This window comes from Bacillus sp. FSL K6-1000 (assembly GCF_038630785.1).
GTDB classification, from domain to species: domain Bacteria; phylum Bacillota; class Bacilli; order Bacillales; family Bacillaceae; genus Bacillus; species Bacillus safensis.
In genome coordinates this window covers 1,785,791-1,812,639 of the sequence record NZ_CP152042.1, presented here as the reverse complement: position 1 = coordinate 1,812,639, position 26,849 = coordinate 1,785,791, and the positions used below count along the sequence as shown (strand labels likewise).

The following is a 26,849-nucleotide window of genomic DNA, read 5'->3' as shown; positions in this document are numbered from 1 at the left end:
GCTCTGCTTTTTTACATTATTCGTTTTCTTTCATTTCATTTGATGTACGTACTCGTGCATTTCCCATAAATATGACTGTAATCGCCGCAAGTGCAATCGGGAATAAAGCAAGCAAAAATACATACGTAATACTTTGTGACATTGCATCGATGACTTTATTTAAAATATCAGTCGGAATTTGTGAGCGGGCACCTTCTTGGAAAATAGCCTGTGGATCGCCTATTTGAGAAGGGGCTCCTTTCATTCCACTAAAGGCATCAGCTAAACGATTTGTCAGCACATTGGTTTGAATTGTCCCGAAAATCGTGACACCGAGTGTCATCCCAAGTGATCTCATAAAAGAATTGGTCGAGTTTGCACTGCCTCGGTAGCGCGGCTCAAGATCATTCATTGAAGCTGACGGCAGAAGGGAGAAGCTGAACCCTACCCCAAAGCCTGATATCATCATAAAGAGTGTGAGCCACAGTCTTGCTGTATCTGGTGACATATTGGCAAGCAACAGCATCCCAGCGAAAAATGAAATGACAGAGATGGTCATAAGACGTCTGAAAGGCACTTTCGTCTGCATCGTTCCGCCAATCATACTGCCAATGACTGATCCAATCATCATCGGTGTTAAAATAAACCCTGCACTTGTCGCAGATTCACCGTACACCGCCTGCACGAAAATAGGAATAAAGACAGCAAGAATAATGAATGTCCCACCATATAAAAACGCCAAAATTTGAGATGTCGCAAATAATCGATTTTTAAACATCCAAAATGAGATAATCGGTTCCTCAGCTTTACGCTCAACAATAAAGAAGATCGTACCGAACACAAGAAACACAGCAAAAAGTGTGAGGATTTGCACCGAATCCCAAGCATAAGATTTACCGCCAAGCTCAAGGGCGAACATTAAGCTGACAACCGCAACGACAAGCGTAATAGCACCTGACCAGTCGATTTTCTGCTTACGATGTTCAAGCGATTCCTGATAGTATCTGGCGATCAAGAAGACACTGACAATACCGATTGGCACGTTAATATAAAAAACCCAATGCCAGCCGATCGAATCCGTAATAATAGCACCTAAGAGCGGTCCGAGTACACTTGATAAACCAAAGACTGCGCCAAACATACCAGACATTTTTCCGCGCTTTTCAGGGGGGAAGATGTCAAAGATAATCGTAAATGCGATCGGAAGAAGTGCACCGCCTCCAAGCCCTTGAATGGCTCGGTAAATAATGAGCTGATCCATCGTTTGTGCGATACCGCACAGCGCTGATCCAATTAAAAAGAAAATAAGTCCAAACAGAAAAAAACGCTTTCGACCATACATATCAGAAAGCTTTCCGTAAATCGGCATTCCAGCCATTACTGCCACCATATAAGAAGCCGTCACCCAAGCAAATTTATCAAAACTGCCCAAATCTGCTACGATACTTCCCATCGCTGTTGCAACAATGGTATTGTCCATCGCTGCCATAAAAATCCCTAACAGCAAACCGATGACAACAAAGCGAGTGGATGCCTTGCCTTTATCCACATGATTCATTTCATTTACCTCCTGCTTACGTTCTCTCATTATTTTTGCTATGATCAACTTAACCATAAAGTAAGAGAACATTTATCTTGATGATCAAGATAAATTGATTTTAAAGGGAGGAGAACAAGTTGTCAATAAAGAACGAGGCTGAAGACAGAGCAACCCAGATCATCCATACAATGAGGCGCCTCGCCACACGAACCGTTTTATTCCACCAAGCGGCCGCCCAATCACTAGGCCTTTTTCCAACAGATCTCAAATCAGCTGATTTATTAAATGAACTCGGCCCCCTTACAGCAGGAGAACTAAGTGAAAAAACAGGTCTTAGCTCTGGTGCAGTCACAGCTCTCATTGACCGGCTTGAAAAAGCGGGCTACGCCAAAAGAGCAAAGGACCCAAAAGACAAACGAAGAGTTATCATCGTTCCATTAACGGCAGGGAAATCACAGGTGAAAGAACTCTTTCGATCCTTATCAACATCAACGAAGGAACTCACAAATGAATACAAACCAGAAGAATTAGACTTAATTATTCAATTTATAACTGAAGCAGCAGATATCATGGAGCAAGAACTTCAATTGCTTAAGTCTAAATCGTAAAAAATACACTAATGCGGGTGTGCTTTTTCTAAGTGCATTCCTAATTCATGTAGGGATTGCCTCGACTAGTGACATCTTCCTTACCATAAAAGTGCTCTATAACTCTTTTTTATAATGGAGTAGCTCAAAAAAATGTTCTATTTAAAAGATTGTTCTAAAAACTACATTATAATTGTTATGACAAAAGTGGAGCTAATGAATTCTATAGTTTGCTTTTCAATTGAAACAATGTTCATTTACATAATCAGTATTGTTTTTGTATCTTAATGCCTATTTAATGATAAACTTTGTATTGGTAAAATTGGCCTTGTCAAAGAATGGGAGGGAGTGAATTCTTCTGGGCAAGATACTTGATGCAAAAGCACTAACAAGTGCCATGGACACAAGGGCAAAACACTATCAGGAACTCCGTGAACAAATGGTAGATTTAAAAAAGGCATTACAAGGTGTTGCTAACCTCGGTGATGATTTTACTGGGAAAGGTGCCGATAACATTAAAAGCTTTTATAAAGAGCTCTCCGGAAATGTAGACATGTTTATCAGCTTCATTGATAAGCAAAAAGCCTTTCATGAAGGTGTTTCTGGGACACTTGATGATACGAGCTTTGGCGGCGATACCTTTGTAGAGGAACACTTTTTAGACAACGCAGTACATATGGGCATCAAGAATGCCAAAAGCATTGTAAAGGATCAAAAAAAGGCACTCAAAACGATTTTTCAAGACATTGATGATCTCATTTCTCTAGAAGTATTTGATAGTCAAACCTTTGATGAAAAAATAGAAGATGCGGAAGATGAACGAAAAAAGACAGTCAAAGATTTAAGAGAGCTTGATCAAAATTTAAAAGATGAATATGCTTTGTCAGAGACAGAGCAGCAAGCTACAATGGCATTGTACGCTGAAATGATGAATGCGACAAATGATGGAAAAGCGATTTCGCCTATGAATTTTGACAAGAAAGCGTATCACAATAGCGAAATCTACAAGGCAAAAAGCGATATTGAAAAGCAAACTTCTGAATATCTGAAAATCAAAAAAGAACAAGAAGAAGCCCGAGAGATCGCAAAAGAACAAGAAGCCCTCGCCAACCGTCCTTGGTATGAAAAAGCGCTCGATTACGGTGGAAATATCGTCAATGAACTGACAGGTGTGAACGATGCAAAACGTGCCGCAACAGGTGTTGATCCGATCACAGGCGAGGAACTCACCGCAGGTCAGCGAGTCGCGGCAGGAGGCATGGCAGCAGCCGGTTACATCCCAATCGTTGGCTGGGCAGGACGCATTTTCAAAGGCGGAAAGGCTGTCTATAAAACCACCCAAGCCACATCAGCCGCAGTCAGAGCAGTCGACATCTACAAGACATCACAAAAATCCTTTGACGCCCTGAAAACATCTCAAAAAGGTTTATATGGTCTCACCGCGACCAACGGCTTCAGCGAAGCAATCACAGGCCGCGATATGTTTGGAAATAAGGTCTCGAAAGAACAGCAGGAAGCGAGTATGAATGCGGCGCTTGGAATGCTTTTGCCGTTTGGAGCGAAAGGGTTTCATGGTAAAATGGGGGTTAAGGGTACGGGTGAAATTGGTTGGAATATGTCAAAAGGCGGAGGGAAAATAAATGGAAGAATGTATTCTCACCATGCTTTGGAAAGAATGGCACCTGATACTCCTGAAGTAAAAGCTACTTTAACAAGTAGAGCAATTAAAAAAGCTGAAGAATTAGGATTTAAACCACAAACAAAAGAATTTAGTGATTTCATCAAAAAATATGTTGATCCAAGAAATATTCCACCTTCAGTTATTGAAGACGCTATAATGAATACGAAAAAGATACCTGGTAATAGAAGTGGAACGTTTGTTCATGAAACTCGGGATGTCAAAGTAATTATAAATGAAGCAGGCGATGTTATCACAGTTATACCAAAATAATTAATAAAAGGATGAATACGAATGTTTATCAAGTATGATGAATATGATCTATTAGAACTTTTTCAAAGTGAGCCGGTGAGTATAACAGGCAATATAGATGATGGAGAATTAATTTATACTTACAAAGATGACCAAAATTTCAAGGTGATTTTAACTTTAGATGTATATAAGCAAACGAGTAGTCTAAGTATTACATTTAATGATTCTATAGTATTTTCAGGTGATTTTAATAATGTAACAAGTATAAAAAAAGATGACAAAGCTATGGTAATGAACGTGGGCGAAGAAGAGAGGCTAAAAGTTAAATTTTATAAACAAGTTGGAGTGGAGTTACTTTAAAATAGCCTTATTGTATTAGAAAGAAATATAAAACAAATATGATATTCTCTCAGATAAATCAGTAGGTGAAGTAGTTGATACTTCTAAATATAATGTTATTGTTATCATACCTTGACTGGCTATATGCCTTTCAAGGTTTTTGTGTTTATTGGCCTTCATACCGATAAAATGGGGATCTTTTTTCCTGAGTGGGTCATCGTATGATAGAGACAAGCAAAACTAGGCACTCACAGCTTTTATGGTGAGTGTTTTTTAATGAGGGATACTTCACCTCATTTTCTTTGAATATAGATCTGAAAAAAGTATAGATGTTAAACAGTGAAATAGCAGACTAATCGCTTTGACGGCGAACTTCTTCATAAGAAAATAAGGTTGGTACAATAAACAGAAAAACATCCTCTAATAATGCATAGAGAATGCTGCTCTGTTTAGAAGGTGGAAATTATTTTAATTTATTTGTTCAATTAGTTTCACAAATTCGAGTGAAGAAAGGGTTTCTCAACTCAATATTCCCCTTTAATTTTAAAGAATGACCCACGAATCGTTCCAGCTAGTTTAGACTTCTGCCTAGCAAATTTAAATTTTCCTTCTAATTCCTTTAGTACTTCCATCCCTTCAGAAAGCTTAAAACCAACAGCACGTTTTTTCGGGTCATCCACTGTATACAGGACGTTAATTGCAAGACCATCCTCATAAAAGACGTAGGTCCATTTGATATTTTCCACTTGAAAACTTGCCGTTTCTAAAGGTTTGGCTGCAAACTCTAGTTCACGTTCTTCTTTTAACACTCGGTTTACATAATCAAGGGTCTCCTGACTATCGCTGGCAGGTAATACTGTAAATTCATGCTTATATTTGTTCATAAAGTAACGAGCCTCATTCGCTCGTAAGCCAGCAAGTGCTTCTGCTACAGGTGAAGACTCTAAACCAATCGTAGACACATGTTTAAAATCAACGATATAAGCCATTTCTATCCCTCCATATCCTTGTTATTTCCGTACAACAGGAATCCACATCTCACCAAGTAATAAGTCGTTTCGCTGTCCCATTTCTACCACTGCATTTGGTCCACCAACATAGGCAAAATTCTTTGCTTCAGGCAAGACTTGACCAAATGCAATACCAGTAAGCGTTTGATGCAATTCATCAGCGGTTTTAGCTTCCCCTTTAACGATTAGATATTCCCCTTTAGGAAATTGAATTACTCTGTCCGCTTCTGGTAACGATTCCTCTGTCATAACCCCTACATAATGCATCAGCTTGTTATTTACCGATTCGTTTACGATAAAAATATAGTCATTTGTGGCAATGGCTTTTAAGCTGTCAAGCTTACCTTCTTGGTTGACTGCTTGCCAAAAGTCTGCTTTTTCCTTCGTTATGCCCGCATAGTCTGTGTAATGACTCTTAAGTTCAGTTCCAATACCTAACACGTGAAAGCTGTCTTTTTCTTCTAGTATATACTCTGCCATATTCAACACTTCCTTTTGGTGAATTGATCAAATGTTTTTTTCACTTGATAAATATATAATAGGCTTAAACCATGTCAAAAAATGATACTGTTTAGGAGGACCAGATGAAAAAAGTTGAACGGATTAATACCATCATGCGGTATATTAACAACCGCTCCAACTTTACAATTACTGAAATCATGAGAGAATTTCATATCTCTCGTTCGACAGCAATTAGAGACATCAGAGAAATTGAAGCTATGGGGATGCCACTTGTCGCAGAAGTAGGAAGGGACGGAGGATATTTTGTAATGAACAATTCTGTCCTGCCAACTGTCCGTTTTACCGATAATGAGATTAAAGCTCTTTTTATTGCCTTTATGGCCACGAGAAACCAACAACTCCCTTATTTAAAGAGTCGCCAGTCTTTAGCTGAAAAATTACTAGGACTCATCTCTGAAACCCAGCAAGATGACCTTGTTCTGTTAAATCGCCTCATGCTATTTGAAGGGGCCAACCCGAATAATCCTGATCTGCTTGATTTGTCCGATCTCCCTCACCCCATGTTAGAAAAATTAATCCAATTGCTTATTTTGGATCGATATTTACTGATTACCATGAGAGAGGAGAAAGTGATCAAGTCCTATCCTATTTACCTTTTGAACCTTTATCGTGAAAAAAGCCTGTGGTTGATTGAATGCTTTGATGTAAAGGAAGAGAAGAAACGGATTCTGCCTGTCGACAATCTCACAGATGTAAAACCATGCTCTACAAAAAATAGATTAAGCAGGAAAAAGATTTTAGAAAAACTAAGTAAGCAGGAGGAAGTAATCAACCTTGTCCTTGAACTTGGTCCAAAGGCAATTGCACAGTTCAAAAAATACCATCCTTTCAAAATGTCAATTTCTTATACGAATCCTTACCAAACTACAGCCATTTTAAAAACTTTTATCAATGTTAATCATTCAGAAGAAATAACCGAAATAACAAATTGGCTATTTTTCCTAGGCGATGATATCAAGGTCCGGGAAATGCCTGTAGAAATCTTGGAAAGTTTACAAGAGAGACTACTCCTATATTGTCCATAATCAATGCTGGTTAGACCTCATATTAGATACATGAAGCTGAGTCGTATTTCGAATCAAATCTCAATGAACCACCAATCTTACTTCCATCTTCTGTAGATCTCAGCTGCGGAAGAAACGGTTAAAGATTTAATAGAACTCGATCAAAATTTAAAAGGTGAATATTCTTTGTTAGAGACAGAGCAGCAAACTACAATGGCATTGTAAGCCGAAATGATGAATGCGACAAATGATGGAACAGCGATTCCTATGAATTTTGACAAGAAGGCAGTTAAATACATTTTAGATAAAGGGGTTAATTTTATTGATTTCTTATGATGAAGAACTAATAAAGGATTTGGAATTAAAAGACCTTCTTAAAAGTGTCAAAGTACATAAAAATCCCGAAATTTATTTAGATTTAATAGAACAAAAATTTGATTTTGCTGGTTCAAAAATAGATTGGTTACAAACCAATAAACATTATAGTAAGAGCTCAAATAATGAATCGTTACTTCCTGATGCTCTTCTATTTATAACTGAATTAAAAGGCAAATATTTAGATAATCACTTACAAGTAATTTACATAGGGGATAACCTTACAGAGTTTGGGTATCAGTTTGAATTAAAACATTTAGAAGAGCTACTAATCTATTTTTTAAATATCCCACAGCACCACTACTTTATATCATTAAAAGGTGATTGGTGTATTTGTATTTCATTTGAAAACGATTTGGATTTCGGATTTAGTTTAAACAAAAAATAATTTTAAACGTCACGTATAGGAAAAATAAAAGATGATAAGAAGTGAAAAAACCTTGAATGGCTTTATATCATTCAAGGTTTTTTGTGTTTATTGGTCCTCAAACACTTAAAAAAAGACAAAGGACTCTTTGCCTGAAAGCACACTCAAATTGTGTGTTTTTCTTATGAAAAGAACACACAATCGCTGCACAGCACGTGCTGAAGACATTTGGACTTCTTTGATGCATGTGAGTTGATTAGACTTATAAGCAAAGAGAAGAAAGGAGGAATTCCAACTGTACTTAACCAAAAGGGGCACGACTTTACTATCTATGCTGCTTCACACGACATCTTATCTATCAATAGAAGATTTACAGAATCGGATGAAAGTCTCGACTCGAACCGTTTACGCTGAAATCAAACGAATGAACAGCTGGCTGGAAACTCATCAGCTTAGTGGTGTGCAGCGAAAAGGTCAACTTGGCTATTATTTAAATCCTCTGGAAAAAGAAATCATTATTCAAAAAGCTGATACCATTCTTGTTGGTCACGATTATGAACCATGTAAAAAGGAACGAAGGGCCATCTTGCTTTTATCCATAGCATGCAGCGAGCATTGCCTAAGAATTGATGATTTCATAAAGATGACAAAGGTGAGCCGAAATACATTGCTCGAGGATATGAAACAGCTAAAAGAGGCGCTTTCAAAGCAGGAGATCACACTCCGCTATCAGGCAGCAAGCGGCTATGTGATTTTAGGAGACGAAAGGGCCATTCGATTGGCACTCAAACCTTATATACATTTCATTCGCACAATGATAAAAAACGAAAAAACGTTTCCGTCGTTTTGGTTAAAGGGACCTATTTCGTCCAAACGGGTACACCATCTCCTCCAGCAGTCAGAACAAGAACTTAAGCTTGAATTTGCAGATGAGATGCTGGATCAGCTCTCTTTGGATCTCTTTTTCTACTTCAAGCGGATGAAGCTAGGGTATGCTGTACACATTTCAAACGAAGAAAAGCGAACATTGCAGGAAACAGAGGAATGCTTGGCGGCTATTCGTTTCATGGCGCAGATTCAAAAAGAGGCCAGTCTCTTTGTTCATGATGATGAGATCTATTTTCTTAGCACCCTTTGGCTCAGTGCCAAAAAACAAAAACTTCCATCAATTAAAAAACCAGAAGAACATCTCATTCGCACCATCGCTAGACAAATGATATTTGACTTTCAGCGATATGCTTGTATTTCCTTTCAAGAACCAAAAGCATTGGAGCAAAACTTAACCATGCATTTAATTCCAGCCTATTACAGGCTCATCTATCACATTGGTATAATCAACGAACTGACGGATTCTATAAAAAAAGCACAGCCAGAAGTATTTGAAATCACTCAAAAAGTTGCCTGCCATTTAGAAAAGGCGGCCTGTTCCAAGTTGAGTGACCATGAAGTTGCATATCTCACCATGCATTTTGGCAGCTGGATGAGAAGAGAAGGAATTTCATCAATTGTTAAGCGTTCTGTATACATTGTCTGCGGAGAAGGAATCGGCACAAGTAACATGCTGAAAACTCAGCTCCTCGAATTAATCGGCTACATCGAAGTACGCGGGCTGTTATCAAAGCGTGCATATGAAGAATTAGCAGCCGTTAATGCAGATTTCGTTGTGTCCACAACACCTATTACGTTTAAAGGAAAACCAGTTCATCTCGTTCATCCTATTTTAACTGCCTATGAGAAAAAAACATTACTTCAATACGGGAAAGGCTTAGAAACGATGGTTGACGAGCAGCATGTAAACGCTTTATTCAACATCATTCAACAGCATACCATCGTACAAAATAAACAAGCACTGCTTCGTGACATTCAGGAGCTGCTTCATCCCACATATCTATCCTATCAGAAAGGGTGGAACCCAGTGTTAAACGATTTATTAACAGAACAAACCATCAAGCTCCACCAAACAGCAGACACATGGCAAGAGGCGATTACAAAAGCGGCGCAGCCTTTACTTGACCAAAATGCCATTGAAACAAGTTATGTAGAAGCCATGATTCAGTCTGTTCATCAAAATGGTCCTTATATTGTGATTGCACCACAAGTGGCCATTCCACATGCAAGGCCCGAGGATGGCGTGAACAAATTGAGCATGACACTCATGTCATTCAAACAGCCCATTTCGTTTTCAAAGGATGGCAAAAAGCAGGTGCGGCTTGTCATTGTGTTAGCCGCTATGGACAGCATGAGCCACTTGAAAGCACTCAAACAGCTGACCATGCTGTTAAGTGAAGAGAAACGGACGAAACAATTGATTGAAGCAGAAGATTTAGCATCGGTTCAAGAATTAATTGATCAATTTTCACAAGTATAAAGGGGGAAAAAGAGAATGAAAAAAATTCTAGTTGTATGTGGAAACGGGTTAGGAAGCAGCTTTATTGTAGAAATGAATGTCAAAAAAGCATTAGAAGAATTAGGTCTTATAGCTGAAGTGGATCATACCGATCTCAGTACAAGTAAAAATGAACAAGCAGATCTTTATATCGGCGCAGCTGATATTATTGACCAGCTGAATGACGGCACAAGAAATGTGGCTGGCTTAAATAATTTGTTAGACCAGAAAGCCATTAAGGACGTCCTTCGTCAACACATTTAAGTCATGAAAAAGGGGGATTCACATCATGATAGAACTGATCATGAACGATATATTGGGCACACCTGCCATTCTCATCGGTTTATTTGCTCTAGCCGGTTTACTTTTGCAGAAAAAATCAGCCGCAGATACTGTGTCAGGCACCTTGAAAACAACCATGGGCTTTTTAATATTAGGGGCGGGCGCTACAGTCGTCTCTGATTCACTCGGGGTTTTTCGAAAGATGTTTGAAGCAGCCTTTCACATTCAAGGGGTTGTGCCAAATACAGATGCTATGGCCGCCATTGCTCAAAAGGAATTCGGTACACAGACAGCACTCATTATGATTTTTGGCATGCTGGTCAATTTGTTACTTGCAAGATTCACACCCTTTAAATACGTCTTTTTGACTGGGCATCACACGTTGTATATGGCGGCTATGCTCGCCGTCGTTCTTTCGACAGCCGGTATGCACGGGTGGCTGCTCATCTCCACTGGCTCAATGATATTAGGGGCAGCTATGGTCATTGCACCCGCAATCCTTCAGCCGTTTACGAGGAAAGTCACCGGAAGCAATGATCTCGCGCTCGGACACTTCAGTACTTTCGGTTATTTTACTGCGGGAATGATCGGCAAATGGGTTGGTTCTCCTGAAAAATCAACGGAAACCATTCAAGTGCCTAAATCACTCGGTTTTCTAAGAGATACATCTGTTGCCATTTCGATTACGATGGCTTTGCTGTTCTTTGCGATTGCACCGTTTGCAGGAATTCCTTTTATAGAACAAATTAGCGGGGGCACGAACTTCGCTGTCTTCATTCTCATTCAGGCGATTACGTTTGCTGCTGGTGTGTACATTATTTTAGCAGGGGTACGGATGGCCATTGGCGAGATCGTGCCTGCTTTCAAGGGGATTGCCGATCGATTCGTGAAGGGAGCAAAGCCGGCACTTGATGCGCCAACCGTTTTTCCATTTGCGCCAAATGCGGTCATTATTGGTTTTTTATGCAGCTTTGCAGGAGGCATCGTATCCATTTTTCTTTTACCTTTGTTTGGTTTAACTGTCATTGTCCCTGGTCTTGTCCCGCACTTTTTTTGCGGTGCTACAGCAGGAGTGTATGGCAATGCAACAGGAGGGGTAGGAGGTGCTGTCGCTGGGTCCTTTGTAAATGGGTTGCTTCTTTCCTTTTTACCTGCTTGTTTATTACCTGTGCTCGGAACCCTCGGCTTTGAAGGGACAACGTTTGGAGATACAGACTTTGGTATCATCGGAATCTTAATTGGATTGATCAAGTTTTTATTTCAGCTGTAAAAAGGAGGAGACTGAGATTGACAGCCACTTTTTCACCTTCATTGATGTGCATGGATCTCACGCACTTCCGTGAACAAATTCATCTTCTCAACACGAGAGCAGACCGGTACCATGTCGATGTGATGGATGGGCATTATGTGAAGAATTTGACGTTATCACCCTTTTTCATTGAACAGCTTCGGAAACTGACAAATTTACCGATTGATGTTCATCTAATGGCTGAACACCCCCAGGAATTTTTAATCGATGCATGTATTGATGCAGGCGCAACGATGATTTGTTTACACCCAGAAGTCGTGCAGAAAGATGCCTTTCGAATCATACGGCATATTCACCAAAGAAAATGTGAGGTTGGCTTTGTTTTAAACCCCGTCACACCAGTTGCAGCATTAGAGTCCTTTATTCATTTAATAGACCGAGTGACGATCATGACGATCGATCCAGGCTTTGCCGGACAGCCATTTATTAAAGAAATGCTTCAGAAAATTAAACAGGTGAAAGATATCAAAAAACACGGAGGATACTCGTTTTCAATTGAAGTAGACGGCTCTTGTAATGAGAGCACGTTCCGGCTGCTTGCTGAGGCTGGAAATGAGATCTACATCATCGGCACCTCAGGTTTATTTGGACTTCATAAACAACTCGACACTGCTTGGGAAACAATGAAGCAAATATTTTCAAAAGAAACAGCTTCAATCGAATCGCGCTAGTAAAAGAGAGGATGAAACCCATCCTCTTTTTTACTCAAATTTTACTAAAACAATATTTACTCGCCAAAACTTACCCAAAAACAAAATAAAAATCGCAAATCTATAATTGAAAGCGCTTTATTAATATGTTATCCTTCAAATATCTTTAGTAAATATTTAGTCAAATAACGATGAGGAGTTTGCCTATGACCACACTCAAAGATATTGCTCATGATGCAAAAGTGTCCGTTTCCACTGTATCCCGTGTGTTAAATGGCGATCAAACACTTGCCGTTTCACACGCAACGAGACAAAACATCCTCGACATTGCTAAGAAGTTAAACTATACCCCAGTGAGAGCAAGAAAAGCCGATCAAGCAGAAGAAAAAAGCCCATCTGAATCCCCAGTCATCGGTATCGTTGTCGCTCAATCCATTGACGAAGAATTAAATGATCCCTTTTTTTCATCGATTCGAAAAGGAATTGAAAAAGAATATGCCAAACAAGGACTGTCCACTCTCCATACCTTTCGCCTAAGAAGCATGGATAAAGGGGCGATGCTAAAGGATATTGACGGCTTGATCGTCATTGGACGAATCAGCCCCGATACGGTTGAAAAAATGACAAATCGAATGGAACACATTGTTTTTATCAATCATTATGCAGATGAAGATTTGTATGATTGTGTACATGTGGACTTTGTCAGAGCGGCAGATCGCGCCATTCGTCATCTGCAATCACTAGGCTATACACATCTAGGCTATATTGGCGGGAAAGAGCGGGAGCATTATTTCGAAGGCAACGCTGTGATTGAGGACGAAAGACAAACGACGTTTATGAAAAGAATGCAGGAAGCGGGCGCTCTTCATATGGAAGACATCCACATTGGTGAATATTCCATGCAAGAAGGCTATTCGCTTATGCAGCAAGCTATCAAAAAAGGAAAACTGCCGCAGGCCTTTTTCATTGGAAGTGACTCTATGGCAATCGGGGCAATGCGCGCTCTCCATGAAGCCGGTCTACACGTTCCTTCAGATGTATCCATTGTTGGATTTAATGACATTGAAGCCGCATCATTTTCAAGCCCGCCGCTTACGACTGTCAAAGTATATACAGAAGAAATGGGGGAAGTCGGTCTGAAGCTTTTGCTTGAGAGAATAAACGGAAGAAAACTTCCTCTAAAAGTCGTCGTGCCAACAACACTCATCGAGCGAGGCAGTACATGTCTCATCCATGAAAGGGGGTGAACCATCAATTTCAGCAAATAAAAAAGAGACAAAAAAGCAGAAAACAAGCTGCTTAGCATGATGGCCAGATCATGCTAAGAACAAGGCAGCCTGCCGGTATGCTCTCTTATCTCTTTGAAAAGAATAGAATTCCAGTATAATGGACTTCTTTTGTTTCCGCAACTGCATGAATTCTACCGATTATCGTCTGAATTTTCAGTGATCAAAAGGAGGAAACCATGAATAAAAAAATCATGCTGCTGATTGCAGCCATTTTCTTGACCATTATTTTGTCTGCTTGCGGCAATAACGGCTCTTCTAAAGCAAATGGAAAGGTCACCTTGACGCTATTTTCAACGATGAGCAACAGCGGGGAAAGAAAAGCGTTTGAAGAAGTGATTCGTGAGTTTGAAAAGGAGCATCAACACATTCGAATCGATGCCAATTTCCCAGGCAACAGCTATGAAGATATGATCCGCGTCAAAATGGGGGCAAACGATATGCCAGACCTTTTTGATACACATGGTTGGGCCAAACTGCGCTATAGCGAGTATGTGGCTGATTTAAAAGAGATGGATTGGGTCAAACATCTTGATCCTTCACTCGACCAGATTTTAAAGGACCAAGATGGTAAAGTGTACGCCTATCCGCTGAATCAAGCAAAAGACGGGCTTAGCTTTAATGCCAATCTATTAAAGGAATATGGCATCGAAATCCCAAAAACACTTGATGAACTAAAATCGGCTTTGCTGACAGTGAAAGAAAAAAGCAAAGGAGATGTTGTGCCGCTCTGGATACCAGGAGGAGATAACTCAAATATTGCCCAAGTCTTTGATGAACTGGCGACGCCTTTATTAATCACCGATCAAAAGCATCAATACGGAAAGGAACTTGAAAACGGATCGTTTGATTGGTCTCTTTATATACCGCTTGCACAATTCATGAAAGCTCTGAAGGAGCAAGACCTTCTAAACAAGGATGTCTTGACAGCGAAACTCTCTCAAGCACCGGAACTCATGGCACAAAACAAAATCGCCTTCACCTTTGTCGGAGGATCGTTAGGACCTGAAGCAACAGAGCTGAATCCATCGATCAAAGTAGGCACGATGCCTGTTCCAGCCATTCATGAAGGAGATAAACAAAGCTGGATTGGCGGAGAACGGTTTACTGTCGCTGCTTGGAAGGATTCTAAGCATCTAAAAGAAGCAAAGCAATTCATCGATTTTTTAGCAAAGCCTGAAAACGCCAAAAAAATCGCAGAGGGCACATCCTCTGAAACAGCTCTAAAACAAGTGAAAGCGAAAAACTATTACTCTACATTTTACGATCAATACGAACAGGTGAAGATTGAACCGTATTTCGATCGAAAATACTTACCAAGCGGAATGTGGGCGGTCATGGCAACAACGGGTCAAGAATTATTAGCAGGCTCGATCACACCAGAACAGTTGTCAAAGAAAATGGAAGAGGAGTATAAACGTCTGAAAAAACAATAGCCGATGGATGCTGAAACAGGAGTGAAGCCAATGAATGACATCACAAAAGCAAAGCAGCCAGCCGCATTCACCTCTTTACCAAAACAAAAGATACAAAAACGCCAGAATTCATCACTTTGGTGGATGTACATGCCAGCTGTTCTCGTCGTCAGTACCTTTATCATTTATCCTTTTTTGAACGGCATTCAGCTTTCTTTTACGAATTGGAACGGTTTCTCACAAACTTATCAATGGATTGGTCTTGAGCAATATGAGCGGCTGCTTCAGGATCAAGCGACATGGCTTGTTGTCAAAAACACGCTTCTCTACGGAATTGGGAGCACCATTTTACAAAATATCATCGGACTTGGATATGCGCTCTTATTAAATCAAAGCTTAAAGATGAAAGCCATCACAAGAACGGTCATCTATTTACCTGTCATGATCAGCCCAATTGCGATGGGCTATATTTGGTATTTTGTGTTTGCTTACCAAGGCGGTGCCTTAAATGATGTGGTGACGCTTTTTGGATTTGATCAAATAAATGCGCTCGGCAACCCGCAATTCAACACATGGATCATTGTGCTTGTCAACACCTATCAATTCGTCGGGATTGCGATGATCATTTATTTAGCAGGACTTCAAAGTATCCCTAAGGATTATTACGAAGCGGCACAATTAGACGGCGCATCGAGCTTTCAACAATTCAGGCGGATTACATTGCCGCTGCTTATGCCGTCGATCACCATTAATGTTGTGCTGAATGTCATTGGCGGGCTCAAGCTCTTTGATGTCATTGTGGCACTCACGGGCGGCGGACCTGGAGATTCCTCGCAATCCATGTCGACCTTTATGTATGATCTGTATTTCAAACGTCAGGATGCAGGCTATGCAGCGACGCAAGGGGTGTTCATGGCGGTCATCATCCTTATCATTAGTGTCGCAGCGCTGATTTATTTCAAACGAAAGGAGACCGAGGTGTGATGGATAACGCCTATAAACGCAAGAAAAGATGGTACTCCTTCCTCGCACTATTGATTACATTGCTACACCTCATTCCATTTTATATTTTGGTGACGACTTCATTAAAGGGGATAGGAGATTTTAGTTCAAAATGGCTGTTTCCGAAAGCGCTGCACCTTGAAAACTTCCGCACAGCATGGACAGAGGCTCAGCTTGGCCAGTCCTTTTTGAATACAGTGATCATTACGTTCAGCTCCGCTGTATTGCTCATTATATTTGGATCTCTTGCAGCCTATCCGCTCGCAAGAAGGAACACCAAGCTAAATAAAGCAGTCTATGTTTTATTTATTGCCATTATGGTCATTCCGCCGCTCACAGCCCTTGTCCCTCTCTATAAAATGGTCGTTCAAATCGGGATGATGAACACCTATCAAATTGCTATTTTAAATAATGTGGCTGCTTTTTTGCCGCTGACGATTTTCTTATACGCGGGCTTTATCCGGTCGACCATTCCAAAGGAGCTTGAAGAAGCTGCCCGTATTGATGGAGCAGGGACACTCAGAGTTTTTTTCACTGTCGTTTTTCCGCTTCTAAAGCCCATTACCGCTTCTGTATTAATCATTGCCTGCGTGTATATTTGGAACGACTATCAATTTGCTATCTTCTTTTTGCAAGATAAAGAGATGCATACACTCACGGTCGCCTTATCCCATTTTTTTGGTCAAAATCAGCATCAGCTTCAGCTCGTTGGTGCAGCTGCCCTCATTGCGATGCTGCCAATGGTTACGATGTTTTTACTTTTACAAAAATATTTTATCGCAGGGCTTTCACAAGGGTCTATCAAAGGCTAGCCCAATATGGATGTAAAAAGGAGAGTCGTCTATGTCTAAAATTACATTTATCGGTGCAGGGAGTACCGTGTTTGCTAAAAATATATTAGGAGATTGTCTGTTTGTTCCCGCCCTTGCAGGCTTTGAATTCGCATTATATGATATCGACCACAACCGGCTGAAAGAATCAGAAACGATGCTACGGCATTTAAAAGCAAATTACGGTGCAAATGTGACCATCCAGTCCTATCAAAACCGGAAAGAAGCCTTACAGGATGCGAAATATGTCATCAATGCCATCCAAGTTGGAGGCTATAGGCCAAGTACAATCATTGATTTTGAAATACCTAAAAAATATGGATTAAGACAAACGATTGCAGATACGGTAGGGATCGGTGGCATCTTCCGTTCCCTTCGAACCATTCCTGTCATGCTTGACTTTGCAAAGGATATGGAAGAGGTTTGCCCAAGTGCTTTATTGTTAAATTACACAAACCCTATGGCCACATTGACAGGTGCAATGCTGCGCTATACTCAGGTTCAAACAGTTGGTCTCTGTCATAGTGTGCAAGTGTGTACAAAGGACCTATTTGAATCTCTTGAAATGAAACATGAAGGCATTGAAGAAAAAATCGCCGGCATTAACCATATGGCATGGTTATTAGAGGTAAAACGGGATGGTAAAGACTTGTATCCAGAAATCAAAAGACGAGCAAAAGAAAAGCAGCAATCGCGGCATCATGATATGGTTCGTTTTGAACTAATGGATAAATTCGGCTACTATGTCACAGAATCCTCAGAACACAATGCCGAATACCATCCATATTTCATTAAATCACGGTACCCTGAACTAATCGGTCAGTTTAACATTCCGCTTGATGAATACCCGAGACGCTGCGAGGAACAAATCAACAATTGGAATACAATGAAGCATGACCTTGTAGGAAACACACAGATCACACATACCCGCTCTAAAGAATATGGTTCACGTATCATTGAAGCGATCGAAACGAACGTTCCCTTTAAATTTGGCGGAAATGTTCTAAACACTGGCGGGCTCATTGACAACCTGCCTGAAAAAGCCTGTGTAGAAGTACCATGTGTCGCAGATCGAAGCGGCATCATGCCATGCTATGTCGGAGAAATACCTGAACAATTGGCTGGACTCAATCGAACGAATATCAGCTCACAGCTGATGACCATTGAAGCAGCAATCAGCGGTAAAAAAGAACACATTTATCAAGCTGCTTTACTTGATCCACACACAAGCGCTGAACTATCAATCGATGACACCATCAAATTATGTGATGAACTCATTGAAGCACATGGAGAGATGCTGCCAAATTATATAGAACCAAATCAATATGCCGCATCAACCAAATAATATCAATGAACCAGCCTCTACCTGATGCACAGCGCATCAGGTTTTTCTTATGAAGCAAAAAGAGGATTGACTGAGGGCCATTTTCATATTATGATTTTTCTAAAGTTAACCAACAGTTAACCAAAAAAACATCATGAATTTTTGGCATTCTCGTGTCATATGTCACAAACAAACCAGATGATCACAACGTAAACCAAAACTGCCGTTTGATTTGACAAAGAGTGTATACAGATGAATGCCCGTTAGATGAGACAATGACGATACATACACACCCTTTAAGCATGACATTCTTTAACAAAGAGGAGAGAGGGAACATGACCAAAACAGATGTACAAACGTTGAAAAATTATATTGGCGGACAATGGATTGAGGCAGAAACAAGTCAAACAGAGGCAGTGTATAACCCTGCTACTGGCGAAATCATCGCGGAAGTGCCGCTTTCAACAAAAACAGATGTTGAACGTGCGGTACAAGCAGCACAGGAAGCGTTTACTACTTGGTCTAAAACTGCTGTTCCCCGGCGTGCACGCATTTTATTTAAATACCAACAGTTACTCGTTGAGAACTGGGATGAGCTGGCTGAACTCGTAACGATTGAAAATGGAAAAAGTGTAACAGAGGCAAAAGGAGAAGTGCAGCGCGGGATTGAATGTGTGGAATTTGCTGCGGGCGCACCGACGTTAATGATGGGAAAACAGCTTCCAGATATTGCGACTGGACTTGAATCAGGCATGTACCGCTATCCAATTGGCGTCATCGGCGGCATTACGCCATTTAACTTTCCAATGATGGTTCCATGCTGGATGTTCCCACTTGCCATTGCCTGCGGAAATACATTTGTTTTAAAACCTTCAGAACGAACTCCTATTCTTGCGGCACGGTTAGCTGAGCTGTTTGAAGAAGCGGGTCTTCCAAAAGGTGTTCTCAACATCGTCAATGGAGCTCACGATGTTGTCAACGGCCTGCTTGAACATCAAAAGGTCAAAGCCATATCATTTGTCGGCTCTCAGCCAGTCGCTGAATATGTCTATAAAAAAGGAACGGAGCATGGCAAACGTGTCCAAGCACTTGCAGGCGCAAAGAATCACTCCATTGTCCTCAAAGATGCTGATTTAGATGCGTCAACAAAACAAATCATCGGGGCTGCCTTTGGATCAGCGGGAGAGCGCTGCATGGCTGCAGCCGTTGTCGCAGTGGAAGAAGAAGTGGCTGATGAGTTGATTCAAAAATTAGTGGATGAATCAAACGAGCTCGTCATTGGAAACGGAATTAATGAAGAGGTCTTTCTTGGGCCAGTCATTCGAAAGGAACATAAAGAACGAACACTTCAATACATCCAGTCAGGGATTGAAGAAGGAGCAAGCCTCATTCGTGATGGCCGGCAAGACCACGAAACAAATGGAGAAGGGTATTTCGTCGGACCGACGATCTTTGATCATGTCACAAATCAAATGAAAATTTGGCAGGACGAGATTTTCGCCCCAGTCTTATCAATTGTCCGTGTTTCTTCATTAGCAGAAGCCATCGACCTGTCCAATCAATCAAAATTTGCGAATGGTGCCTGCCTGTATACGGACAGCGCATCAAGCATAAGAGAATTTCGCGAAAACATCGAAGCGGGCATGCTCGGTGTAAACATCGGTGTACCCGCACCAATGGCATTCTTCCCGTTTTCCGGCTGGAAGGATTCTTTCTACGGAGACTTGCATGCCAATGGAACAGACGGAGTGGAGTTTTACACAAGAAAGAAAATGGTCACCGCTCGTTATATGTAAGCTATATGCAATGAATCATAAGAAGAAAAAATGCAGCCCCAGCATGGGAGACTGCATTTTTTTGTTGTCTTCTAGTCAAAAAGTAAGGGTTTTCAACGTTATTCCAGCAAGGATTTACACTAGAAATCATTCTTTATATTCATTCTTCATCAGTACCTATCAACATATTTTGAAATTGGGCCTAAACCCCAATATTAGGAAGATGAAAACAGGAGGAAATGAAACGATGAGGACGAGGATGAAGTGCGGCGTTGGTTTATTGATTCTTGCTTTGGTACTGAGCTTTTTACCGGTATATGATGCGAGTGCGGCAAGCACAACAATTGCAAAACGTGTAGGAAATGCCAACCCGCTCATAGACCACCACTTGGGCGCTGATCCATTTGCGCTCACCTATAACGGAAGAGTGTACATTTATATGTCGAGTGATGACTATGAATATCACAGCAACGGAACGATTAAGGATAATTCTTTTGCCAATTTGAATAGGGTCTTCGTCATCTCTTCAGCAGATATGGTGAACTGGACAGATCATGGCGCGATTCCAGTAGCTGGGGCAAATGGAGCAAATGGCGGCAAAGGAATTGCCAAATGGGCAGGTGCTTCCTGGGCTCCATCAGCAGCGGTGAAAAAAATCAATGGGAAGGATAAATTTTTCCTTTATTTCGCGAACAGCGGCGGAGGGATTGGCGTTCTGACAGCAGACTCCCCCGTCGGTCCATGGACAGATCCTATCGGAAAAGCACTCGTCACGCCAAATACACCAGGGATGGCTGGAGTTGTATGGCTTTTTGATCCTGCCGTTTTTGTAGATGATGACGGCACTGGTTATCTATATGCCGGCGGAGGTGTTCCAGGCGGTTCTAATCCAACGCAGGGACAATGGGCGAATCCTAAAACAGCAAGAGTTCTAAAACTAGGACCTGATATGACAAGTGTGGTAGGCAGCGCATCAACCATTGATGCTCCTTTTATGTTTGAAGATTCGGGGATGCATAAGTATAACGGAACCTATTACTATTCCTATTGCATCAACTTTGGCGGCTCCCACCCAGCAGATAAACCACCTGGTGAGATCGGTTATATGACGAGCTCAAGTCCGATGGGTCCCTTTACGTATAGAGGGCACTTCCTGAAAAATCCGGGTGCATTTTTCGGGGGAGGCGGTAATAACCATCATGCTGTGTTCAATTTTAAAAACGAGTGGTATGTCGTGTATCATACCCAAACGGTCAGCTCTGCTTTATACGGATCAGGAAAAGGCTACAGATCTCCGCATATTAATAAACTTGTGCATAATGCTGACGGTTCTCTTCGAGAAGTCGCAGCCAATTTTGAAGGGGTTAAACAGCTTTCCAACCTGAATCCTTATCAGCGTGTAGAAGCTGAAACATTCGCATGGAATGGACGCATTTTGACAGAGGCATCTTCAGCTCCAGGCGGACCGGTCAATAACCAGCATGTCACAAACATTCAAAACGGAGATTGGGTGGCTGCCAGTAACGTCGATTTCGGATCAAACGGCGCGAGAACATTTAAAGCGAATGTAGCGTCAAATGCAGGTGGGAAGATAGAAGTACGCCTCGGAAGTCCTGACGGCAGACTCGTCGGAACACTGAATGTCCCTTCCACAGGGGGAGCAAATAACTGGCGAGAAGTAGAAACGGCAGTAAACGGAGCAGCAGGCGTACACAACGTATTTTTTGTTTTTACTGGAACAGGTGCAAACCTATTTCAATTTGATTCCTGGCAGTTTACTCAAAGGTAACGAAGAAAGACAAGATGATAGGAGAGTGGAAGAATTTGATGTCAATGATCAAAAAACCAATCTGCACTTTATTGATCTGCTTCACCATGCTGTCTGTCATGTTCATCGGACCTGGCGTGACTGAGGTTTCAGCAGCAGATGCCAATATTAATATCAATGCGGAAAGACAAGTGATTCGCGGCTTTGGCGGAATGAACCATCCGGCTTGGATTGGTGATTTGACCGCACCTCAAAGGGAAACCGCCTTTGGCAATGGGCAGAATCAATTAGGATTTTCCATTCTAAGAATTTTTGTAGATGAGAACAGAAATAATTGGCACAGAGAGGTCGCAACTGCCAAAAGAGCAATAGAGCATGGAGCTTTGGTGATCGCTTCACCTTGGAATCCTCCAAGCAATATGGTAGAGACATTCAACCGGAATGGTACATCTGCAAAGCGGCTCAGATACAATCAATACGCCGCATATGCTCAGCATCTGAACGATTTTGTGACGTATATGAAAAATAATGGCGTCAATCTCTATGCTATATCTGTACAAAATGAGCCCGATTATGCACACGAATGGACATGGTGGACTCCTCAGGAAATCCTGCGTTTCATGAGAGAAAATGCTGGCTCCATTAATGCCCGCGTGATCGCGCCAGAATCCTTTCAATACCTTAAAAATATATCAGATCCTATCCTAAACGATCCGCAGGCGCTTGGAAACCTGGACATTCTCGGAGCCCATTTGTACGGAACCCAAATCAGCCAGCTTCCGTATCCACTTTTCAAACAAAAGGGCGGGGGAAAGGAGCTTTGGATGACAGAGGTCTACTACCCGAATAGCGATAACAATTCAGCGGACCGCTGGCCTGAGGCATTAGGGGTTTCAGAGCATATTCACCATTCGATGGTAGAAGGGGACTTTCAGGCATATGTTTGGTGGTACATCCGCAGATCCTACGGCCCTATGAAGGAAGATGGCCTGATCAGTAAACGCGGTTACAACATGGCGCATTTCTCCAAGTTTGTACGCCCAGGATACATCAGAATTGATGCAACGAAAAGTCCTGAACCAAATGTTTTCGTATCAGCCTATAAAGGAAACAATCAGGTCGTCATTGTCGCGATTAACAAAAACAATACAGGAGTCAATCAGCACTTTGTGATGCAAAACGGAACTGCTTCACAAGCGTCAAGATGGATCACAAGCAGCAACAGCAACCTTCAGCCTGGTACAGACTTAAATATATCAGGTAATCAATTTTGGGCTCATCTCCCGGCTCAAAGTGTGACAACATTTGTGGTCAAACGCTAGAATGAATTGAATCACCAAAAGCCAATTTTCTCATTTCAAAAGAAAATTGGCTTTTTTTATGCAAATAGGAAGTTGATTTTTTCACTATGTACTTACATTGGGTATAATAATGGCAATGACTTCAGGAGAGTGATCAATGTATGCCAAAGCTTCAAAGCAAAGTATTAATGATCGATGACGAAAAAGAAATCTTGGAATTAATTAACACTGTATTAACAAGGGAAGGCATTGATCGCGTCATCACTGCATCAACTGCCCGTGATGGGCTTGCAAAATTTCATCAAGAACAACCCGATCTTGTCATACTTGATATTATGCTGCCAGACGGTGAAGGCTATGATATTTGCAGACAAATCAGAGAGACCTCCCATGTTCCGATTATCTTTTTATCAGCAAAGGGAGAAGAATCCGACAAAATTGTAGGACTTGCCATCGGCGGAGATGACTACATTACAAAACCATTCAGTCCAAAGGAAGTCGCCTACCGGGTGAAAGCGCAGCTGAGAAGGATCTCATACTTGCAGTCAACTCAAGCCGATCCCGTGATCAAAAAAGGGCCGTTTGAGTTAAACGAGCAGCAAGCAGAACTGACTAAAAATGGAGCGGTCATTGAGCTCACGCCGAAAGAGCTTCTGCTGATGACCTACTTCTTGCAGCATCCGAACCGCGTCATCAGTAAAGAAACGCTTTATCAAACCGTTTGGGGGGAAGACTTCTTCGGTTCTGACAATACGGTGATGGTTCACATCCGAAGACTACGGGAAAAAATAGAGGATTCCCCGTCAACACCAGAGTTTCTCGTCACCGTCAAAGGGCTTGGTTATAAATTTGTTGTAAAGGATGCGTAAAGATGAAATGGCGATTAACAGGCAGGTATATGGTCTCTGTCATTATCGTGACCATTATCACGGTCTTTATCAACTTATTCGGATTTATGATTTGGCTCGTACTTCAGGCAAACAGCCAGCATAACGAGGAAAATACGCCCGAAACCTTCACAAGATCATTTGAACAATACGTCTCTTTTTCTGATCAAGGAATTTCCGTAAACAAAGAAGGGCAGAAAGCCTTAAAACAACAGAATGCATGGATTCAAATTTTAGACGAAAATGGCCAAAACGTGTATCATGCGCTGGCACCTAAAGGATTAAAGAACAAATATACACCGATAGAAATCGTGAACTTACATAAATATAAAGATAAGCAATTATTATCGACCATTTATGCTGGCGGAAAAAAAGTAAAGGGCAAAGAATACAGCTACTTTATCGGATTTAAAGACCCTTCCATCGGAAAGTACCTATTCTCGTTTGACACGAAGGACTTAGTAACAAGATTCAATATCGGGACGATGATTTTATTATCAATAGATGCCATCATAGCGTTACTCATTGGTTACTTATTCAGCCGGCAGCTCACAAAACCGCTCGCCCGTGCCATTCATAGCATCCAGCGGCTGGCAAACGGCGATTACACGACAAATCTGCCTGCTAAAGGAATTTATAAAGATGTCTTCTATAATGTCAATCACTTATCAGAGCAGCTCGCTTCAAGCAAAAAAGAAAAAGACAAACTAGAGCAAATGCGGGAAGAATGGATCAGCCATATTTCTCATGATATTAAAACGCCGCTAGCTTCTATTCAAGGCTATGCAGAAATCATGAAAGACCCAAAGTATCCTCTTTCAAACCAGGACATTAGACATTACACGGGCATCATTGAGAATAAATCATTGTATATCAAAGATGTCATGGAGGATCTGAATTTAACAACAAGGCTGAAAAATAACGGCGTCATGCTAAATAAAGAGCTGGTCAACATTGTGTCACTGTTGCGGGAAACGTTAATTGATATTTTAAACGATTCAAGATATGCCGATCAGACGATTGAGCTTCAAACGAATGAAGACAAGCTCATGCTGAATATTGATAAAATCCTCATTCGAAGAGCGGTCACCAATCTGATTTTAAATGCCCTCGTTCACAATGATCCTGATGTGACGATTATTGTACAGCTTGAACAAAAAGAAAGAACCCATATTACGATTCAAGACAACGGCAGAGGAATAGAAGAGGCAGAGCTGGAAAAAGTGTTTGAACGCTATTACAGAGGGACGAATACAGGAGTTTCGCATGCAGGCTCTGGTCTTGGGATGGCTATTGCAAAGGATATTATCGTCAAGCACGGCGGGGATATCACGATCCGTAGCAGTGTAGGAAAAGGAACAACAATTGACATCCAACTACCAGCATGAAAACATACAAAAAAAACGGTTCTGATCAACAACAGAACCGTTTTTTCATCTATTATTTATTCTGAAAACACTTTGATGCCTTTCACAATGTTCCAAATGAAGAAGTAGATAGCAACAAGGAATGTTACTGCATATGTCGCAATTAAGAAAGGCCCCGCATGGCTGATATCTTTCATACCAAGTAAACCTGAACCAAGGATGCCAATACCAAAAATCAAATAAGGAATAATATGCGTCCATAATGATTTTTTCGCATGATATTTCACGTCGTCCTGACCTAAGAAATAGACGATAATTGGGAACAAAAATGGTGCAAAAAAGATACTAAAGTAACATAATGAAGACAAGATTTTATTTTCTCTCAAAACGTTTCACCTCTATGATTTATTCACTACAAACCCATTGTACTACCTGAACCTTAACCTGTATTAATCCGAACCTTACAGCAACCTTAAACTTATTTACCTTTTAAAATAATTTATAAACGACATACTATAATATAGGTATTTAAATCTACCTTACCGAAAAAATAGTTGACTTTGGTTTATCCTGTGTTTACAATAAAGTCGTAACCGATGCAGGAGTGTTACTGATATCATCAGGCACCACCAAGTCAGGTAAACATGTTGTACATTTGTACGTTGTTTGCTGAGATTTTGGTGTTTTTTTATGCTTTTTTTAGCAGTTTTAGGTAAGGTGGGATGAAGATGTTCACCGTCGTTAAAGTTTTAAACAATAATATCGTATTAGCTCTAACAGACACGCAAAATGAAGTAGTTGTTTTTGGTACAGGAATAGGCTTTAAGAAGAAAAAAGGTGATACTCTTGATGAGAGCGCTGTCAGTAAGACATTTTATTCTGATCAGACGTCTCCATTAGAATCTCAACTTGCCGCTATCCCAACTGATATTCTTTTATTAACTGAAAAAATCATTCATATGGGCGAAGAGATGTTGAATAAAAAATTAGGTTCCAGCATGCTGTTTTCGCTATCTGATCATCTTACCTTTTCTATTCAAAGGCATCAAGAAAAAATGGTATATGAAAACCCTATCGTATGGGAAATTCCACATCTATATTTTCAAGAATATCAAATTGGGAAAAAAGCACTTAAAATTATTCAAAAAATGATGGGGATTACCTTTGAAGATACAGAAGCTTCACTCATTGCCCTTCATTTTGTAAACGCTCAAATAGATGGTCAGTCTATGGGAGATACGATTAAAATGACCCATCTCACGAAGGAAATCGTTAAGATTATTCAAAACATTTTCGAGATGGTATTAGATAAATCATCGATAGATTATTCGAGGTTTATCACTCATTTGAGATATTTTATTGTCAGACAAGAAACAAATCAACCGCCTCAGCAGATGGATGATTCATTAAAAGAATTAATTCAGGATCGTTATATGAAGAGCTATGCATGCGGTTTGATTATTAAAGAAATGTTAAAGCGTGAATTTAATTGGAATGTCACAGAAGACGAACTTGTTTTTCTAGTCATTCATATTGAAAGAATCACAAAGAAACATCAACAGAATACATGATTTCTTTTAGGCGTGTTATGAAAAAGCATTAACCTAAACAAAT

At 40.8% G+C, this 26,849-nt stretch carries 24 protein-coding genes and 1 pseudogene; 21 read left to right on the top strand and 4 right to left on the bottom strand.

Translation table 11 applies throughout. The features are described 5' to 3' along the window. Nucleotides 1-16: 16 nt before the first annotated feature. Nucleotides 17-1,537 (bottom strand): MDR family MFS transporter, encoded by a 1,521-nt coding sequence (locus tag MHI46_RS09205; RefSeq protein WP_059377354.1) that lies wholly within the window; start codon nucleotides 1,535-1,537, stop codon nucleotides 17-19. Between the two features lie 170 nt (nucleotides 1,538-1,707). On the opposite strand from MHI46_RS09205, the gene MHI46_RS09200 reads away from it, so the two are divergent. The 3 genes from MHI46_RS09200 (at nucleotide 1,708) to MHI46_RS09190 (ending at nucleotide 4,396) form a co-directional block, all read left to right on the top strand. Then, nucleotides 1,708-2,127 carry a MarR family transcriptional regulator gene (locus MHI46_RS09200; RefSeq protein ID WP_059377412.1) on the top strand — a complete coding sequence of 140 codons (420 nt, stop codon included), beginning with the start codon at nucleotides 1,708-1,710 and terminating at the stop codon, nucleotides 2,125-2,127. Nucleotides 2,128-2,464: 337 nt separating this feature from the next. Next, a complete protein-coding gene (locus MHI46_RS09195) occupies nucleotides 2,465-4,057 on the top strand; it encodes a T7SS effector LXG polymorphic toxin (protein ID WP_342503251.1) in 1,593 nt (530 codons plus the stop codon). A gap of 21 nt (nucleotides 4,058-4,078) precedes the next feature. Continuing rightward, nucleotides 4,079-4,396 (top strand): hypothetical protein, encoded by a 318-nt coding sequence (locus tag MHI46_RS09190; protein WP_342503231.1) that lies wholly within the window; start codon nucleotides 4,079-4,081, stop codon nucleotides 4,394-4,396. Between the two features lie 503 nt (nucleotides 4,397-4,899). Here the strand turns inward: MHI46_RS09190 and MHI46_RS09185 are convergent. Continuing rightward, a complete protein-coding gene (locus tag MHI46_RS09185) occupies nucleotides 4,900-5,364 on the bottom strand; it encodes a phage tail protein (protein ID WP_342503230.1) in 465 nt (154 codons plus the stop codon). Nucleotides 5,365-5,385: 21 nt separating this feature from the next. After that, on the bottom strand, nucleotides 5,386-5,865 hold the full coding sequence (locus tag MHI46_RS09180; protein ID WP_059375282.1) for a GyrI-like domain-containing protein: 480 nt from the start codon (nucleotides 5,863-5,865) through the stop codon (nucleotides 5,386-5,388). 104 nt (nucleotides 5,866-5,969) lie between these two features. On the opposite strand from MHI46_RS09180, the gene MHI46_RS09175 reads away from it, so the two are divergent. From MHI46_RS09175 to MHI46_RS09095, 17 genes and pseudogenes are all read left to right on the top strand, one after another. After that, nucleotides 5,970-6,932: an HTH domain-containing protein gene (locus tag MHI46_RS09175; RefSeq protein ID WP_059375278.1), complete on the top strand. Its 963-nt coding sequence runs from the start codon at nucleotides 5,970-5,972 to the stop codon at nucleotides 6,930-6,932. Nucleotides 6,933-7,043: 111 nt separating this feature from the next. After that, nucleotides 7,044-7,205, top strand: a pseudogene (locus MHI46_RS09170) (T7SS effector LXG polymorphic toxin); the annotation flags it as partial. A gap of 28 nt (nucleotides 7,206-7,233) precedes the next feature. Further along, entirely contained in the window at nucleotides 7,234-7,674 is a 441-nt protein-coding gene (locus MHI46_RS09165) for a hypothetical protein (RefSeq protein ID WP_064498538.1), read from the top strand. A 274-nt stretch (nucleotides 7,675-7,948) separates the two neighbouring features. Next, nucleotides 7,949-10,021, top strand: coding sequence for a BglG family transcription antiterminator (locus MHI46_RS09160; protein WP_342503250.1), 2,073 nt, complete (start codon nucleotides 7,949-7,951; stop codon nucleotides 10,019-10,021). Nucleotides 10,022-10,036: 15 nt separating this feature from the next. Then, nucleotides 10,037-10,303, top strand: coding sequence for a PTS sugar transporter subunit IIB (locus MHI46_RS09155; protein ID WP_047203175.1), 267 nt, complete (start codon nucleotides 10,037-10,039; stop codon nucleotides 10,301-10,303). Nucleotides 10,304-10,328: 25 nt separating this feature from the next. Beyond that, nucleotides 10,329-11,591: a PTS ascorbate transporter subunit IIC gene (locus MHI46_RS09150; protein WP_144490452.1), complete on the top strand. Its 1,263-nt coding sequence runs from the start codon at nucleotides 10,329-10,331 to the stop codon at nucleotides 11,589-11,591. A gap of 17 nt (nucleotides 11,592-11,608) precedes the next feature. Further along, nucleotides 11,609-12,301, top strand: coding sequence for a D-allulose 6-phosphate 3-epimerase (gene alsE, locus MHI46_RS09145; RefSeq protein WP_039179037.1), 693 nt, complete (start codon nucleotides 11,609-11,611; stop codon nucleotides 12,299-12,301). Between the two features lie 185 nt (nucleotides 12,302-12,486). Further along, nucleotides 12,487-13,527, top strand: coding sequence for a LacI family DNA-binding transcriptional regulator (locus tag MHI46_RS09140; protein WP_099663318.1), 1,041 nt, complete (start codon nucleotides 12,487-12,489; stop codon nucleotides 13,525-13,527). A gap of 218 nt (nucleotides 13,528-13,745) precedes the next feature. Continuing rightward, the gene (locus MHI46_RS09135; RefSeq protein WP_342503229.1) at nucleotides 13,746-15,002 is read left to right on the top strand and encodes an ABC transporter substrate-binding protein; all 1,257 of its coding nucleotides are present in this window, start codon (nucleotides 13,746-13,748) and stop codon (nucleotides 15,000-15,002) included. A 30-nt stretch (nucleotides 15,003-15,032) separates the two neighbouring features. Beyond that, nucleotides 15,033-15,965 (top strand): sugar ABC transporter permease, encoded by a 933-nt coding sequence (locus tag MHI46_RS09130; RefSeq protein WP_039183131.1) that lies wholly within the window; start codon nucleotides 15,033-15,035, stop codon nucleotides 15,963-15,965. Beyond that, on the top strand, nucleotides 15,965-16,795 hold the full coding sequence (locus MHI46_RS09125) for a carbohydrate ABC transporter permease (protein ID WP_039179030.1): 831 nt from the start codon (nucleotides 15,965-15,967) through the stop codon (nucleotides 16,793-16,795). The genes MHI46_RS09130 and MHI46_RS09125 overlap by 1 nt, the downstream gene beginning before the upstream one ends. Nucleotides 16,796-16,826: 31 nt before the next feature. Then, nucleotides 16,827-18,158: an alpha-glucosidase/alpha-galactosidase gene (locus tag MHI46_RS09120; protein WP_260776003.1), complete on the top strand. Its 1,332-nt coding sequence runs from the start codon at nucleotides 16,827-16,829 to the stop codon at nucleotides 18,156-18,158. 314 nt (nucleotides 18,159-18,472) lie between these two features. Continuing rightward, complete coding sequence (locus MHI46_RS09115) at nucleotides 18,473-19,933, top strand: CoA-acylating methylmalonate-semialdehyde dehydrogenase (protein ID WP_106025097.1); 1,461 nt, start codon at nucleotides 18,473-18,475, stop codon at nucleotides 19,931-19,933. Between the two features lie 226 nt (nucleotides 19,934-20,159). Then, complete coding sequence (locus MHI46_RS09110) at nucleotides 20,160-21,701, top strand: glycoside hydrolase family 43 protein (RefSeq protein WP_342503228.1); 1,542 nt, start codon at nucleotides 20,160-20,162, stop codon at nucleotides 21,699-21,701. Between the two features lie 35 nt (nucleotides 21,702-21,736). Continuing rightward, complete coding sequence (locus tag MHI46_RS09105) at nucleotides 21,737-23,002, top strand: glucuronoxylanase (RefSeq protein ID WP_260776000.1); 1,266 nt, start codon at nucleotides 21,737-21,739, stop codon at nucleotides 23,000-23,002. Nucleotides 23,003-23,142: 140 nt separating this feature from the next. Beyond that, the gene (locus MHI46_RS09100) at nucleotides 23,143-23,850 is read left to right on the top strand and encodes a response regulator transcription factor (protein ID WP_047203160.1); all 708 of its coding nucleotides are present in this window, start codon (nucleotides 23,143-23,145) and stop codon (nucleotides 23,848-23,850) included. A 2-nt stretch (nucleotides 23,851-23,852) separates the two neighbouring features. Then, nucleotides 23,853-25,256 (top strand): HAMP domain-containing sensor histidine kinase, encoded by a 1,404-nt coding sequence (locus MHI46_RS09095; RefSeq protein WP_260775998.1) that lies wholly within the window; start codon nucleotides 23,853-23,855, stop codon nucleotides 25,254-25,256. Nucleotides 25,257-25,312: 56 nt separating this feature from the next. Here MHI46_RS09095 and MHI46_RS09090 read toward each other — a convergent pair whose 3' ends face one another. Continuing rightward, nucleotides 25,313-25,621: a DUF4870 domain-containing protein gene (locus tag MHI46_RS09090; protein ID WP_039179010.1), complete on the bottom strand. Its 309-nt coding sequence runs from the start codon at nucleotides 25,619-25,621 to the stop codon at nucleotides 25,313-25,315. 342 nt (nucleotides 25,622-25,963) lie between these two features. On the opposite strand from MHI46_RS09090, the gene MHI46_RS09085 reads away from it, so the two are divergent. After that, nucleotides 25,964-26,806: a PRD domain-containing protein gene (locus MHI46_RS09085; protein WP_099663313.1), complete on the top strand. Its 843-nt coding sequence runs from the start codon at nucleotides 25,964-25,966 to the stop codon at nucleotides 26,804-26,806. The last annotated feature ends 43 nt before the right edge of the window (nucleotides 26,807-26,849 follow it).